The organism is Jeotgalibacillus soli (genome assembly GCF_000829435.1).
GTDB lineage: Bacteria > Bacillota > Bacilli > Bacillales > Jeotgalibacillaceae > Jeotgalibacillus > Jeotgalibacillus soli.
Genome location: NZ_JXRP01000018.1, coordinates 611,024 through 625,556, shown reverse-complemented (window position 1 = coordinate 625,556; position 14,533 = coordinate 611,024). Strand labels below are relative to the sequence as shown.

The following is a 14,533-nucleotide window of genomic DNA, read 5'->3' as shown; positions in this document are numbered from 1 at the left end:
ATATTTGATCTCTTAGTTCTCCTTTTGCTTGTCAAAAGGTTCAAAAGAAACCATAGATAAGATAGGAAAATTAGATTTAAATGAAATGATCCTTTGTTTACTCTCTCTTGTCCTTTTTGTTTTCGCGTTGTATCCCCCATTATCCAGAACGATTAAAAACCGTTCACCGTTTTTTATTTCATACCCAATTCCAGTTACCCAGTGATAATGATAGAAAAAAGCTTGATCATGGAACCACCTATACCGAAACCATTTATCAAATTTAATGGCTACAGGTCTCATTTGATCAATTTCCGTTGCATACATTTTCCACATCTCATTCCTGGGTATCTGTTTGGATTCTCCAAAACGGCGTAGAGTACGAATTAGTTGCCATGTGAAAAGTCCGATCCACGTTGCATGACTAGTTAAATAGATTTCTCGTATCCTTTCGGCATGGTCTGTCGATATATTGTCTTTAAAAGCAGTCCAGTAATGTAGGATTGTTGCAATGGTTGTTGGACCGCATGCTGATCGCTTTGCACGTTCTGTAAGCATAGCATTATATTGAGTAAACGGCTCTACATTCTGTATTAATCCTTTATTTTTTTTCATCATATTTTGTTCTCCAATCATTGTAATTTTTATTTGAGGAACAAACTTAACAAGTAGCACAGAGACCATATTTATGGGAAAATAATAATGGCAAATGAAAGAAGTAGTTAATCGAAAGAAGGATGTGTGTCTTATTGGTAAAAACAATCAATATAATTGCAACACTAGCAGTCCTTATTATACTGAATACTGCAACAATGCTCGTTTTTGACAAAGTATTTTCAGAAGTTTTGTTTATTGATGTTGCAGCACTGGTCGGCCTATTAGGAATTGTTGTGGTAAGATTCTTTATAGTCCCGAGCAATTTAGCAAAGGCTAAAATGTTGTCTGATAGTACCAGCAGTTTTGAAACCGTAAATTTACAGCCGGAGAAAAAGATCATCTACCCATCTCTTATTTATTTTACATGTTTAGGATATACAGCCGCATTTCTCCTTATTACCATCATAGCCTATCAAGAGTATTTTCTGACGTGATAAAAAACCTTTTCTTATTGAGAAGGTTTTTATCATGCAAAAAAAAATAATCAAAAATTCTTTTCAATTCAGAGAATACATTAAGCCCATCCTTAAGAAGCTGGAAGTTTAATTGTAAACGATGTACCCTTTCCTTGTTCGCTTGATACATTAATGATGCCATTCATTCCTTTTATAATACTAAAAGATACCATCATTCCGAGTCCGGTTCCCTTTTCCTTTGTTGTAAAATATGGCTCCCCTAAACGATTGATCTGTTCTTCAGACATGCCTTTTCCTTGGTCCCGTATACCAATATCTATACTGTTATTTGTACAGCTAATATTGATACGGAGTTGTCCTCCGTTAGACATTGACTCTATTCCATTTTTTAAAATGTTAATTATGCATTGCTGGAACTTCTTCGCATCGCCAAGAATCATGTGTTTTTCACAATTTAATTCAGTTACGCTTATTTTTACATTGTTCATATTGGCTAAAGGAGTAATCACATTAACCGAATGATGAACTTCTTCTAACACACTTAATTTCTCATTTTTTTCTAACGCTGGTTTTGCAAACATTAAATAATCATTTATGATTTCAGCAGCACGGTCAAGCTCTTGTATAGCTGTCTCTATATATTTATTTTTCATATGAGAAGAAACGCTTTCTAAAGCAGAAAGCTGCATAAATCCCCTGCTTACAGTGAGAGGATTTCGAACCTCATGCGATATGCTTGCTGCGAGATGACTGACAATTTCAAGCTTATCTGCCTTCATAAGTTTTTGTAACACGTCGAAGTTAGTTCTTATAACTTCCCACAACACAGTAATCATAACCATTCCTAGTACATTAATCACGATATATTCTATCTGGGTGGTTATTGCCATTGATAATGTAAATATCTGACTTGCTAAATACATAGTTAAAATTGTTAAAATTAAAATAATAGCACTGCTGAAGGTTACTTTTTTCTTTAAAGACATCTTTAAAAAACTTCTAGATAAAAAAATTAATAAAATCAGCAATAAAGTATACGTGATAAGGATGACATAAAATCCATCTCCACCCATTGGATAGCGAACAAATAAAATTAGAGCTAGCAAAGAGAATCCCAGTTTATATCCACCATATAATGCACCTAAAATAAATGGAATTCCCCTCAGATCCCAAAGAAAATGAGTGTCAAAAGCTACAGGAAATAACATACATAGTAAAACAGAGATAACAGGGAAAATTGCAAAAACCCAGCCCTTTATTTCTTTGAAACGATATACATATCTCAGCAGGTATATGGTTTGCAGTAGAAATAAAGGTAAAATAATTAGTAAAAAATTCACAAGGAGATTCATTGTTACGAGGTCCATGGCTTCACCTCATTTTCAATTTGATATTAAACCATTTATTTCAATAATAACTAATGTATTGAAATTATACCAGATTCAATTAATTTTATTTTGGTTATTCAGCATTAGCGTCTTGTACGAGGACAACGACTGAATTCCTTAGAATGTATAAAAGGCAAAGGAGCAGACTTTTGCCATGAACAGAACTTGTCGATGCAATTATCTTATTAACATAATAGAATGAGGTGAAGAATGGTCAATGAGTGAATCGATCGGGATACAAAATGAGCACTTGGCTCCATTACCGAAAAAACCAAACAGTGTATCAACCCAGACTGACCGATCTGACAAAAAAATGAATCACCTTGCATTTAGAGGATCTGTTCAGGAATTGACAGAGAAAATTATAACCATTATCAATTAATTGGATCGAACTTCTAATAAAAAGGAGAAAGAACATTATATTCACGTTGTCTTTCCTACTAAACTATTACGATTCAGGGATGATGTAGAATTTTTGTTTGATAAAAATTCGACTGTGATTCATTTTCGTTCTGTATCGAGAGTTGGATATACAGATTTTAATGCCAACCGTAAGAGATGGAACGGATATCAGAAACTTATGAGGAGATGATGTAACATGGAAAGATGCCAACTTGTCGTGATTGGTAAGGTTCAGCAGGAATGACTGTTGCATCCGGCGCTGCAAGCCTTGGAGCAAAAAAACAGCACTTATAGAAAAAAAGATATTCTTGGTGGATGGTGATTGTTTTCATTATGGATGTGTACCTTCAAAGGTATTGATTGATGCAGCTGGAAGAGTCGATGCCATGAAAACAGCTACAGCTTTGTTTGGATATATCATCTTTCAGGAGAAGGAGATTTTAACAAGGTTAAAGAGCATATAAAATCTGCGCAATCCCTCATTCAAAAGTATGATAGGACGGAACGCTTCACAGAAATGGGTGCGGCTATTTATGCGTGTGCAGCATCATTTCAATCCCCAAATAAAATAAAGATTGGTTTAAATGACGTTATTTACGCTGAAAAAGTTGTCATCTCAACTGGATCCTCTCCTGTAATTCCCAATATTAATGGACTTGATTAAGTACCATATGTAACTCTTGTAGGATTATTATTTATTTTAGTGACACTGGATATTTAATGGCATTTTTCTTCATTTTGTTTTTTTGCCTCTTCGCTCGTTTTCCAGTGAAAAATTTCAAGAAGCTCAGATGCTTCCATTACAATTAATAAAGCAATGTCTTTTTCATGATGTGGAGCATCCCGAGTTCTTTAGTTTTAAAAATGACACAGTACATATGTTCGTGTTAAGATAAAAATGGTGATGGAAATGAAATTAATTCGATGGACATATTCAGGGCGCGGAAGAATTCGAGCTTATTTTGATGTATTTCCATTTTCAACTGTGGTACTGCGAAGAATAAGAAATTTTTATTTTGTCGAGTACGTACTCTGGGAGAAAGCAGACCCGATTGTTCACTCAAACGATCTTGAAGTTATGGAAAAACTTATAAATGATGAACTGAAGGTATTGGATGAATACCTTACTAGAAAAACAAAGCGATAGAGTGATGTAAGGATCGTGACAAATCAATTCAAGCCCTATACAATAACAGTGAACAACTAGACATTTAAACGCAACTGATTTGTCGAAATTTTGTATTGTTTATGACAGGAGATGAATGAATGAAAACAAAAATTCAAAAAATAGTGGCACCCGCCAGCATGACTTTTACACTTTTAGCAGCTCCCTTTGCCATTCCAACAGCAAATGCAGCACTTACTTCACCACAGAATTATGTAGCACTTGGTGATTCAGTTGCTGCAGGTGTGACACCTTATCAATCGATGGATGCCGGATACACGGATATTATTGCGCATAAATTGGCACAGGAAGACTTGCTAATTCATTTTTCAAAAGACTTTGCTGTTCCAGGATTCTCAACAACAAATATATTGGAGCTATTAGAAAATGAACAGGTTAGACAAGGCATTGAACAAGCAACTCTAATCACCTTATCAGCAGGTGCTAACGATGTATTAGGACTTGTCAGACAGGACGCTGCAGGTCAATCTGTCAGCTTTGAGCAGCTCCCAGCAGACTTTGCACTCAATCAAATGAGAATTCAATATGGTCAAATTCTAGATGAGATCACTTCCATTAATCCAACTGCAAGTTTATATACAATGGGATATTTCTTTCCATACCCAAATGTACTGGATACGCAAAAAGATGGTGTTACAAAGATGCTTAATACCGTTAATGAAATTATCAAAAAGGAATCAATCAAGAGAGGTATTCCGTTTATTCCAGTTTCCGAAGCCTTTGGAGTTGATGCCATCAACTATCTTCCAAACCCTACAAATGTTCATCCAAACCAAGCTGGTTATGTAGCCATAGCAAATGCGTTCTTTAATGAGGTTGAACCGGATCTATCTGTGACAGAAGCAGATATTCCTCCAAACCCTGGTATTTCTCCATTTTTAGCGCAATTTATGCCTAGGGGAGACAGATAGTCTGGAAGAGAGTTTGGAAACAAGGGGATCCGAAGAGCTGATAGCAGAGATTCAATCAATGGAGCAGCACTTGACCCTGTTCCTATTCCTTCATTACGCTATGCACAGCAGGCAATGGAATAATTTCCTTGCTAGGAATCGAATTATAATTGATAATACATTTTATTCCATCAGTTGTCTTGCTATATTGATTTCTCCTTTCACTAGTTCCAGGATACGAACAACAGGATAAAAAAGCCAGGATCAACATATTGATCCCGGCTTTTCGACTTATTCTTTATCGGGTTGATCATCCCAGCATTCTGCATTCTTAAGGTTTGGTATATTTCGTTGATAAAAAACAGGATCGAGCCCTTGACGCCTCTGTTTGCGATAATCATCTAGAACTTTAAAGGCTATTGGGGAAAGTAAACAGATGGCAGTAAGGTTGATAAGAGCCATAATTGCCATTGAGACGTCTGCTAAGTTCCACACAATATCAAGGCTTTGCACAGAACCAAAGTACACCATACCCAAAACGATTACTCGATAAATATTTAAGGCAATAGGATTGTATTTAATAAATTCGATGTTCGTTTGACCGTAATAGTAGTTACCTACAATGGAAGTAAACGCGAAAAGAAAAATGGCTATGCTTACAAAGGTCCCGGCCCATCCTCCAACATGAGATGTGAGAGCATCTTGAGTAAGTTGAATACCACTATGACCATTGAGGTACTCACCAGACATAATCACAATTAAAGCGGTCGCTGTACAAATAACCAGCGTATCTACAAATACCCCTAGTGCTTGAATAAGACCTTTTTTAACAGGATGTGAAACGCCAGCTGTTGCCGCAGCATTTGGTGCACTACCCATACCTGCTTCATTAGAGAAAAGACCGCGTTTAATTCCATTCATCATCGCGGCTCCAATTCCACCTGATACCACTTCATTGAATCCAAACGCATTACTGAAAATAAGACCTAGCATTGGAAAAACAAGATTTAAATTCGTAACTAACACATAAAGAGCAAGCAGAATATATAAAATGGCCATTATCGGGACGATTACCATTGAAACATTTGCCACTCTTTTTACACCACCGAAAATAATGGCTGCTGTTAATACAACAAGTACCCAGCCAACAATTGAACGATCCCAGCCAAATGAGCTTTTCAATGCAAGGGAGATTGTATTGGATTGGACAGAATTAAACACGAGACCAAATGTAATAGAAATAATTATAGCAAATAGAATTCCCATCCATCTTGCATTTAATCCTTTTTCCATGTAATAAGCAGGGCCACCACGGAATCCATCCTTATCCTTCACTTTATAAACTTGTGCAAGCGTCGATTCAACGAAAGCTGAAGCGGCACCAACAAGTGCAATAATCCACATCCAAAAAACTGCCCCAGGGCCTCCTAAGGCAATTGCAGTAGCTACACCAGCTAAGTTACCTGTACCTACACGAGAGGCTGTTGATATCATAAAGGCTTGTAATGACGATATCCCACGTTTGCCATCTGCAGAAATTGTCGCTTTGTCTCCGAGAATGCGAAACATTTCTTTTATAAATTTTATTTGGACAAATTGACTGCGAATTGTAAAGTATAAGCCAATTCCTACGAGAGCTGCAATTAATACATATCCCCATAATACAGCATTAATTTCTGAAGCAATACTGTTCATAATGTCCACAAAATAAATAGTCTGATGATACTTCAAACCAAAACCCTCCTGTTGTATTCTCTTGATGTTTTTTCTTGATAGAGAATGAAAAACAGAGAAAGTGTATTCTCTCTGTTTTTAAAATATCTCTATTTTAGACTTCTTTAAATAAATTCTGAAGGATCCGATTCGCTAACCCAAGCATCTACCACCTGGCCAAATTCTGACTCATCTACAGCAAATGAACCGTTGGAGTAGCGATCATTTGGCCTGTACGCCGACACATCTACTTTAATTCGATCTCCCTTTGCACTAAGTATTTCAATCATAGATTTCTTATCAACTATTGAAAACAGCTTTACCACACGATGAGGATTTTTCTTAAGTTCTCGAAGCATGATAAGCCCTCGCTTCGCTCGACCGCTTAACTCAAATTCTGATACAGCCATCTTTTTTACTGCTCCCCGTTGTGTTACAAGGAAAAGCTGACCGTCAGGCTCTGAAGTAATCCCACTGACGACGGTATCTCCTTCTTTTAGGTTAATTCCTTTAACCCCGGCAGCACGTGGACCAACGACACTAACCTCTTCTTCTATAAATCGAAGTCCATAACCGAAAGAAGTCGCAAGCAAAAGCTCTTTTGATCCATCAGTTATAAGGATGTCAATCAGTTCATCATCATCTTTTAAGTTTAAGGCCACTAATGCTCTTGAATATCGCTGTGCCTTATACTGTAATAATTCGGTTTTCTTCACCATTCCATTTTTTGTGATAAAAACAATGAACTGATTCTCGAGGAATTCTTTCACATGCAATGCTTTTACCAGTTGTTCATCTCGATCGAGAGAGACTAGGCTCGCTATATGCTGACCTAAATCTTTCCATCGAATGTCCGGTAATTCATGTATTGGCGCGAATATATAATTCCCTTTATTAGTGAAAAGTAGTAATACATCCGTAGTGTTGACATCCAATTTTACAAGCAAACGATCTGATTCTTTCATCGCAAAATCTTGTCCATTAGACGCTGCGTACGAACGCTGGCTTGTACGTTTAACGTACCCATCCTTTGTTACAGTCACAATAACGTCTTCACTTGCAACCAATACTTCCATGTTAATTTTTATTTCCTCAATCTGATCTTCGATAATGGAACGACGAGGATCTTTGTATTGTTTTTGAACGGCGCGCAACTCTTTTTTAATGACAGAGAGCAGTTTTTGTTCACTCGCTAAAATAGATTGAAGCTCAGCGATTTGTGTTTTCAATTCATCAGTTTCCTTTTGTAGTGCTGTTATATCCGTATTCGTTAAACGATAAAGCTGCAAGGAAACTATAGCTTCTGCCTGTGGTTCTGTGAAATCAAAACGAGCCTGTATATTTGACTTTGCATCTTTCTTATCACGTGAAGCACGGATTGTTTCAATGACTTCATCTAGAACGGATAGAGCTTTCATTAACCCTTCTACAATATGCTGGCGATCTTGTGCTCTTTTAAGATCAAACGTTGTACGATTGACAACCACTTCCTTTTGATGCCCAATGTAGGCATCAAGCAAATCACCGAGACCCATTAATCTTGGACGTTTACGGTGAATGGCAACCATATTAAAATTATAAGTAATTTGCAAGTCGGTATTTTTATATAAAAAATTAAGAACACCATTAGCATCCGCTTCTTTTTTCAACTCGACGACCACACGTAAGCCTGTGCGGTCTGTTTCATCTCTTACTTCCGAGATTCCCTCAACTTTTCGTTCCGCACGATATTCATCCATTTTTTTAACTAGGTTTGCTTTATTCACTTCATATGGAATTTCTGTTATAACGAGCTGCTGTCGGCCTCCGCGCAGGTCTTCAATTGTCACCTTGCCTCGGATGACAATTTTCCCTTTCCCTTTTTCATAGGCGCTACGTATGCCATCGACCCCTTGAATAGTACCTCCAGTAGGAAAATCCGGTCCTTTAATAACCGTCATTAGTTCATCTACCGTACATTCAGGTTTTTCCATACGCATGATAGTAGCATCAATGACTTCTCCAATTTGATGAGGCGGAATTTCAGTTGCGTAACCAGCTGAAATCCCCGTCGAACCGTTTACCAGTAAATTGGGATAGCGCGCTGGTAGGACCGTCGGTTCTTCCGACGTGTCATCAAAGTTTGGAATGAATTCTACTGTTTTTTTATCAATATCCCTAAGTAATTCTCCAGAAATAGCTGAAAGACGCGCCTCTGTATAACGCATTGCTGCAGGTGGATCTCCGTCAACACTGCCATTATTACCATGCATTTCAATGAGCATGTTTCTAACTTTCCAATCCTGACTCATTCGTACCATTGCATCATAAACGGAAGAATCTCCATGAGGATGGTAGTTACCAATAACATTACCAACCGTTTTCGCTGACTTTCTAAAGCCTTTTTCCTGCGTGTTCCCTTCAAAGTGCATCGCATATAAGATACGTCTTTGTACCGGTTTTAATCCGTCTCGTGCATCAGGAAGCGCACGCTCTTGGATAATATATTTACTGTATCGTCCAAATCTATCTCCTAAAACCTCCTCCAAAGGAAGGTCCTGGAAGCGTTCTGTTGTACTCATATTAATCCTCCTCTGAAACCATGATCTGATCGTTGTCTAAGATATTTAAGTTTTCGTCCATGCCAAAAGCAACATTATTTTCAATCCATTTTCGGCGTGGTTCTACTTTATCTCCCATTAGCGTCGTGATGCGGCGCTCAGCTCTTGCACCGTCATCGATCCGCACTCGAATCAGCGTTCTTGTTTCAGGGTTCATTGTCGTATCCCATAGCTGGTCGGCATTCATCTCTCCAAGACCTTTATATCGTTGCAAAATTGAACCTTTTCCTACTTTTTTCACAACAGCGGATAGATCTTCATCTGTCCATGCATATTCAACTACTTCTTTTTTTCCGCTTCCTTTACTCACTTTATATAAAGGAGGAAGTGCAATATATACCCGCCCACCTTCGAGGAGAGGTTTCATATATCGGTAAAAGAAGGTTAACAGCAGGACTTGAATATGTGCTCCATCTGTATCGGCATCAGTCATGATGACGATTTTATCATACTGTACATCCCCTATTTCAAAATCAGCACCAACTCCAGCACCGATGGCATGAATAATTGTGTTTATTTCCTCGTTTTTAAAAATATCAGCGAGCTTTGCTTTTTCAGTGTTAATGACTTTTCCCCGTAGAGGCAGAACTGCCTGGAACTTTCTGTCTCGACCTTGTTTAGCAGATCCCCCCGCAGAATCACCCTCAACAAGATACAGCTCATTGCGCGCAGCATTACGTGATTGAGCTGGTGTTAGCTTACCCGATAAAATTGTATCTGATTTTTTTCGTTTCTTTCCATTTCTTGCATCTTCCCTCGCTTTTCGAGCAGCCTCCCTCGCTTGTGCAGCTCGAATTGATTTTTTAATTAGGAGCGAACTGGTTTCGGGATTTTCTTCTAAAAAATAAAGAAGCTGTGAGGCTACAACACTATCAACTGCGGAACGTGCCTCACTTGTTCCAAGCTTTCCTTTAGTTTGACCTTCAAACTGAAGAATGGCTTCAGGTATACGAACAGAGATAACACTCGCAAAGCCTTCACGTATGTCGGCACCTTCTAGATTTTTATCTTTTTCCCTCAACAAACTCACTTTACGAGCATATTCATTAAAAACTCTTGTAACGGCTGTTTTAGCTCCCACTTCATGGGTTCCGCCATCCTTTGTACGAACATTGTTTACAAAGGACAAAATAGTTTCAGAGTAGCCATCATTGAATTGAAATGCAAGTTCAACCTCGATTCCATCCTGTTCACCTTCAAAAGACACAACAGGATGCAACACGTCTTTCTCTTCATTTAAATAATTTACAAACGCTTCAATACCTGTTTCATATTGAAAGACGTCCTTTTGATCATTCCGATCATCGATCATTTCTATTTTTAGTCCTTTTAATAAAAAAGCACTTTCTCTAAGTCTTTCACAAAGCGTGCCGTAATTGTATTGGGTCACACTGAAGATCGTTGGATCCGGTTTAAAATGTACAGTGGTACCAGATATTTTGGTTTTTCCTATTTTCTCTAACGTTGTAACAGGCTTTCCACCCTTTTCAAACCGCTGCTGGTGGATGACCCCATCCCGATAAATGGTGACCGTAAGCCATTCTGAAAGCGCATTGACTACGGAAGCACCTACACCGTGTAAGCCTCCGCTCGTTTTGTACCCGCCTTGACCAAACTTACCTCCAGCATGCAAAACCGTTAGGATTACTTCTGGCGTTGGCTTTCCTGAACTATGCATACCCGTTGGCATTCCACGGCCATAATCCTGTACACTAACACTATGATCTTTATGAAGCGTTATTTGTATGGTATCTCCAAAGCCTCCAAGCGCTTCATCAACTGCATTATCAACAATCTCATATACTAAGTGATGCAGCCCTCGTGCATCGGTTGAACCTATATACATACCAGGGCGTTTTCTGACCGCCTCCAGTCCTTCTAGTACCTGTATGGAATCATCATTGTATTCCATTGTGACCGTTTTTTTTGACACAAACATTCCCCTTTCAAAGCGCACAAAAACAAACAAACGTTCGTTCAATTGATTGTACCATATCTTCTCGAATCTCCAACCATATTCTATAACCATTTGAACTGTCATTTCAAATGTCTTTTTTATGGATGATCAAATTGGCATCTACATAGGCATTAAATTTGACTCCTAACGATTTGATCCGTTCTTATATGCATACTACATTGATCATAAGCATTTCTTTATGAAAAATCCATGTTTATTATATAATCCATTAAATATTGCTATCGATTCACATCATTTTTATTCTGATAATGGTATTGAAATAGAATCACTCACTCTTTCCCACAATAGAAAAAGCTTGACCTAAGTAGGCCAAGCTTTTTCTATTTTGTTATTGCATGCTCTACTTTTATACAACGATCCATAATAACCGTTCGGCCCTGATCTTTGAGAGCAGAGAATACCTTTTCATCAACTACACCAAGCTGTGTCCAAAAAATAGGAATGTCAGTTTGTAAATATTCAGCTGCCAATTCAGGTAAAAATTCTGATCTTCGGAATACATTAACAATGTCAATAGGTCCTTCCACATCTTGAAGTGATGCAACCGCTTTTTTCCCAAGTGCCTCACTAATTGTTGGATTGACAGGAATAATCTCATAACCGGCATCCTGCATCGCTTTACTTACCCCGTAAGAGGTTCTTGTTGGATTATCACTCAAGCCTACAACAGCAATACGCTTAGCTTTTTTTAATATTTTGCTTATCTCTTCTCTTGAAGGATTTTCAATCATTCCCTGACACTCCTTATAAAAAGAATATTATACCGACGACCTTTATTCCTTTAGTAATCCTTTTGATTCTAGAAATTCTCTTGCAACATCTGCGTAATCTTCACCATCAATATCGACTTTTGAATTCATTGCTTGCATATCTTCTTCTGTAATTTGACCTGAGAGCCCATTAATTATTTCTTCAAGCTCAGGGTACGTATCAAGAACCTCTTGACGAACGAGAGGGACAGCATCATAGCTAGGAAAGAATCCAAGATCGTCTTCTGTTGTCTGTAAATTAAAACGTTCAATCCTGCCTTCTGTTGTAAACGCAGGGATCACATCAACCTGGCCATTTTGCACTGCTTCATACATAATATTAGCATCAAAGCTTTCTGTTTCCGCAAAATCAAATCCATATGCTTCTACAAACTCATCATAACCATCGCCTTGGCGCTCATAAAATGCATGAGGTGCACCAAATGAAAGATCGGCTGAAACCTGTGCAATATCTGAATAGGTCGCTGCTTCAAAATTAGCTTTTTCAGAAAATGCTAACGTATACTCGTTGGCAAAACCGAGCGGTTCAAGCCATTTAACATTATATTCTTCTGCGTAGCCTGTTCGTACTCTCTCTAAGATACTTTCACTCGATTCGCCTTCCTCGGCTTCTTTCTCCAAAACATGTTCTAGCCCAGTTCCAGTATATTCTACATAGACATCGATTTCTCCATTTTGAAGTGCGGGTGTTAAAATGGATACTTCTCCAAGCCCCTCTTTCAATTCTACTTCATAATCCGAATAGCTCTCAATATATTGCTCCAATATATGTGGCAAAATGTACTGCTCGGTCCATGGTTTCCCCGAAACAATAATCGGGGCAGACTCATCTCGTACGTCGTCTCCACTATTACATGCAGCAAGGAGCAAGGATGCTGCAATTGTCCCACTAACTATTCCTTTATTAAATTTCATACGCTGTTCCTCTTTCATTTTTTAATTTAATGAGATCAATTAACAAATCTAGCTTTTTATTTACTCTTCTATTAAATTATTGGACACTAGAAACTCATATGCAACAGCTTTATAGTCAGCTCCGTCCAGGTCAACCTTCGCATTCATTGTTTGCATATCTTGCTCAGTAATTTGACCAGCAAGACGATTTATTACTTCTTCAAGTTCAGGATATTCTTCCAGTATTTCATTCCGGACAATTGGAACTGCATCATATTTCGGAAAAAAGCCTAGATCATCTTCTGTTACTTGTAAATTAAATCTTTCGATCCGGCCATCAGTTGTGAAAGCAGGAATTAAGTCCACCTGTCCGCTGCGTAAGGCTTCGTACATTATACTTGCATCAAAGCTTTCTGCAGAAATAAAGTCAAATCCGTATACTGCTGCAATGGCATCATAGCCATCTGTTTCACGTTCATAAAAAGAATGGGGAGCCCCAAAAACGAGTTGGTTTGATATCACTGCCAATTCTGAGTATGTTTCAGCTTCGAAATCTGCATCTTCAGCATAAGCCATTGTGTAACTATTTGCGAAACCAAGAGGCTCCAGCCAAGAAATATCGTACTCTTCTTCAGCATATCCTTTTCTAACACGTTCAAGAATACTTTCACTTGATTCTCCCGGCTCTGCTTTTTCATTCAAAACCGCTTCCAGTCCAGTACCTGTATACTCAACGTAAACATCAATATCTCCATTTTGCATTGCTGGTGTTAAAATGGATACCTCACCTAATCCATCCTTCAGCTCTACCTCATAATCTGAATGCTCCTCAATGTATAGCTCAAGAATATGGGGAAGGATATATTGCTCCGTCCAAGGTTTTCCTCCAACAATTATCGGATCATTTCCTGAGGCAGTAGATGATCCGCATGCTCCTAATATAAGGCTTAATCCAAATATTCCTGTTAAACCTATACCTTTCAAAGCCATCAAATCCCCCCGCTACATTTTATTTAGATTTCAATCCTTTTGGTGTTGTCTTCTTTTCAAGCAGCTTTAAAAGAAAATCGAAAGATAAAGCTAGCAATGCAACTGGAATTGCACCAGCGAGCACTAAATTATTATTAAACGATTGGAGACCGCGCCAAATAACGTCACCCAAGCCTCCCGCTCCGACAAAAGTCGCCAGAGTTGCCACGCCAACTGTTAATACAGTAGCCGTTCGGATACCTGCCATTAAAAAAGGTAAGGATAGTGGAAGTTCAATTTTAAATAAAATTTGGCGTTCCGTCATGCCCATACCGCGACCTGCTTCAATGACAGCCTGGTCAACACCTGTGATCCCTGTATATGTATTACGTAAAATGGGGAGAAGTGCGTATATAACCAATGCAATTAATGCTGTTTCTGTACCAATACCAACAAGCGGTACGAGAAAACCGAACAGCGCTAAGCTAGGAATTGTTTGAAAGATTGCTGTAATGCCAATATAAAACTCTGCTACCTTTTGTTTTCTAGAAATATAAATACCAAGAGGAAGTGAAATAATAATAGCAAGAAAAATCGCTACAAATGATAAATATAAATGTTCGATCGTTCGGTCAATAATGAGATCCTGACGAAGAACAACCGTCTCCCAAAAAGTTTGCACTACTTCCAT

Annotated in this window: 15 protein-coding genes; 6 read left to right on the top strand and 9 right to left on the bottom strand. The window is 38.2% G+C overall.

The genetic code is table 11. The features are described 5' to 3' along the window. Positions 1-12 precede the first annotated feature (12 nt). The gene (locus tag KP78_RS13395) at positions 13-597 is read right to left on the bottom strand and encodes a C39 family peptidase (protein ID WP_052474818.1); all 585 of its coding nucleotides are present in this window, start codon (positions 595-597) and stop codon (positions 13-15) included. A 131-nt stretch (positions 598-728) separates the two neighbouring features. On the opposite strand from KP78_RS13395, the gene KP78_RS13390 reads away from it, so the two are divergent. Further along, the gene (locus tag KP78_RS13390; protein WP_041089658.1) at positions 729-1,070 is read left to right on the top strand and encodes a hypothetical protein; all 342 of its coding nucleotides are present in this window, start codon (positions 729-731) and stop codon (positions 1,068-1,070) included. 92 nt (positions 1,071-1,162) lie between these two features. Here the strand turns inward: KP78_RS13390 and KP78_RS13385 are convergent, their stop codons facing one another. Then, positions 1,163-2,404, bottom strand: coding sequence for an ATP-binding protein (locus KP78_RS13385; RefSeq protein ID WP_235420933.1), 1,242 nt, complete (start codon positions 2,402-2,404; stop codon positions 1,163-1,165). Between the two features lie 253 nt (positions 2,405-2,657). On the opposite strand from KP78_RS13385, the gene KP78_RS20770 reads away from it, so the two are divergent. The 5 genes from KP78_RS20770 to KP78_RS13365 all read left to right on the top strand — a co-directional run bounded on the left by KP78_RS20770 (position 2,658) and on the right by KP78_RS13365 (position 4,939). Then, on the top strand, positions 2,658-2,822 hold the full coding sequence (locus KP78_RS20770; protein WP_235420932.1) for a hypothetical protein: 165 nt from the start codon (positions 2,658-2,660) through the stop codon (positions 2,820-2,822). Further along, entirely contained in the window at positions 2,823-3,032 is a 210-nt protein-coding gene (locus tag KP78_RS20765; RefSeq protein ID WP_235420931.1) for a DUF1499 domain-containing protein, read from the top strand. A 121-nt stretch (positions 3,033-3,153) separates the two neighbouring features. Then, positions 3,154-3,306, top strand: a complete 153-nt coding sequence (locus tag KP78_RS20760) for a hypothetical protein (RefSeq protein ID WP_235420930.1) — start codon at positions 3,154-3,156, stop codon at positions 3,304-3,306. 440 nt (positions 3,307-3,746) lie between these two features. Continuing rightward, complete coding sequence (locus KP78_RS13370; protein ID WP_157841501.1) at positions 3,747-3,989, top strand: hypothetical protein; 243 nt, start codon at positions 3,747-3,749, stop codon at positions 3,987-3,989. A gap of 119 nt (positions 3,990-4,108) precedes the next feature. Next, positions 4,109-4,939 (top strand): GDSL-type esterase/lipase family protein, encoded by an 831-nt coding sequence (locus tag KP78_RS13365; protein ID WP_052474817.1) that lies wholly within the window; start codon positions 4,109-4,111, stop codon positions 4,937-4,939. A gap of 270 nt (positions 4,940-5,209) precedes the next feature. Here KP78_RS13365 and KP78_RS13360 read toward each other — a convergent pair whose 3' ends face one another. From KP78_RS13360 to KP78_RS13330, 7 genes are all read right to left on the bottom strand, one after another. After that, entirely contained in the window at positions 5,210-6,622 is a 1,413-nt protein-coding gene (locus KP78_RS13360) for an alanine/glycine:cation symporter family protein (protein ID WP_200889234.1), read from the bottom strand. Positions 6,623-6,756: 134 nt separating this feature from the next. Then, positions 6,757-9,192 carry a DNA topoisomerase IV subunit A gene (parC, locus tag KP78_RS13355; RefSeq protein WP_041089649.1) on the bottom strand — a complete coding sequence of 812 codons (2,436 nt, stop codon included), beginning with the start codon at positions 9,190-9,192 and terminating at the stop codon, positions 6,757-6,759. 1 nt (position 9,193) lies between these two features. Then, a complete protein-coding gene (gene parE, locus KP78_RS13350) occupies positions 9,194-11,170 on the bottom strand; it encodes a DNA topoisomerase IV subunit B (RefSeq protein ID WP_268747530.1) in 1,977 nt (658 codons plus the stop codon). Positions 11,171-11,529: 359 nt separating this feature from the next. Then, positions 11,530-11,937, bottom strand: a complete 408-nt coding sequence (locus KP78_RS13345; protein WP_041089992.1) for a CoA-binding protein — start codon at positions 11,935-11,937, stop codon at positions 11,530-11,532. A 45-nt stretch (positions 11,938-11,982) separates the two neighbouring features. Next, positions 11,983-12,894 carry an ABC transporter substrate-binding protein gene (locus KP78_RS13340; protein WP_041089647.1) on the bottom strand — a complete coding sequence of 304 codons (912 nt, stop codon included), beginning with the start codon at positions 12,892-12,894 and terminating at the stop codon, positions 11,983-11,985. A gap of 60 nt (positions 12,895-12,954) precedes the next feature. Continuing rightward, entirely contained in the window at positions 12,955-13,863 is a 909-nt protein-coding gene (locus tag KP78_RS13335) for an ABC transporter substrate-binding protein (protein WP_052474816.1), read from the bottom strand. Between the two features lie 19 nt (positions 13,864-13,882). Beyond that, positions 13,883-14,533 (bottom strand): ABC transporter permease, encoded by a 651-nt coding sequence (locus KP78_RS13330; protein ID WP_041089645.1) that lies wholly within the window; start codon positions 14,531-14,533, stop codon positions 13,883-13,885.

Bases quoted from the DNA above. Each gene is read 5' to 3' on its own strand.
- KP78_RS13395 (WP_052474818.1), bottom strand. From the start codon at position 597: ATGATGAAAAAAAATAAAGGATTAATACAGAATGTAGAGCCGTTTACT.
- KP78_RS13385 (WP_235420933.1), bottom strand. From the start codon at position 2,404: ATGAATCTCCTTGTGAATTTTTTACTAATTATTTTACCTTTATTTCTA.
- KP78_RS20770 (WP_235420932.1), top strand. From the start codon at position 2,658: ATGAGTGAATCGATCGGGATACAAAATGAGCACTTGGCTCCATTACCG.
- KP78_RS13370 (WP_157841501.1), top strand. From the start codon at position 3,747: ATGGAAATGAAATTAATTCGATGGACATATTCAGGGCGCGGAAGAATT.
- KP78_RS13365 (WP_052474817.1), top strand. From the start codon at position 4,109: ATGAAAACAAAAATTCAAAAAATAGTGGCACCCGCCAGCATGACTTTT.
- parC (WP_041089649.1), bottom strand. From the start codon at position 9,192: ATGAGTACAACAGAACGCTTCCAGGACCTTCCTTTGGAGGAGGTTTTA.
- parE (WP_268747530.1), bottom strand. From the start codon at position 11,170: ATGTTTGTGTCAAAAAAAACGGTCACAATGGAATACAATGATGATTCC.
- KP78_RS13340 (WP_041089647.1), bottom strand. From the start codon at position 12,894: ATGAAATTTAATAAAGGAATAGTTAGTGGGACAATTGCAGCATCCTTG.
- KP78_RS13335 (WP_052474816.1), bottom strand. From the start codon at position 13,863: ATGGCTTTGAAAGGTATAGGTTTAACAGGAATATTTGGATTAAGCCTT.
- KP78_RS13330 (WP_041089645.1), bottom strand. From the start codon at position 14,533: ATGGAAGTAGTGCAAACTTTTTGGGAGACGGTTGTTCTTCGTCAGGAT.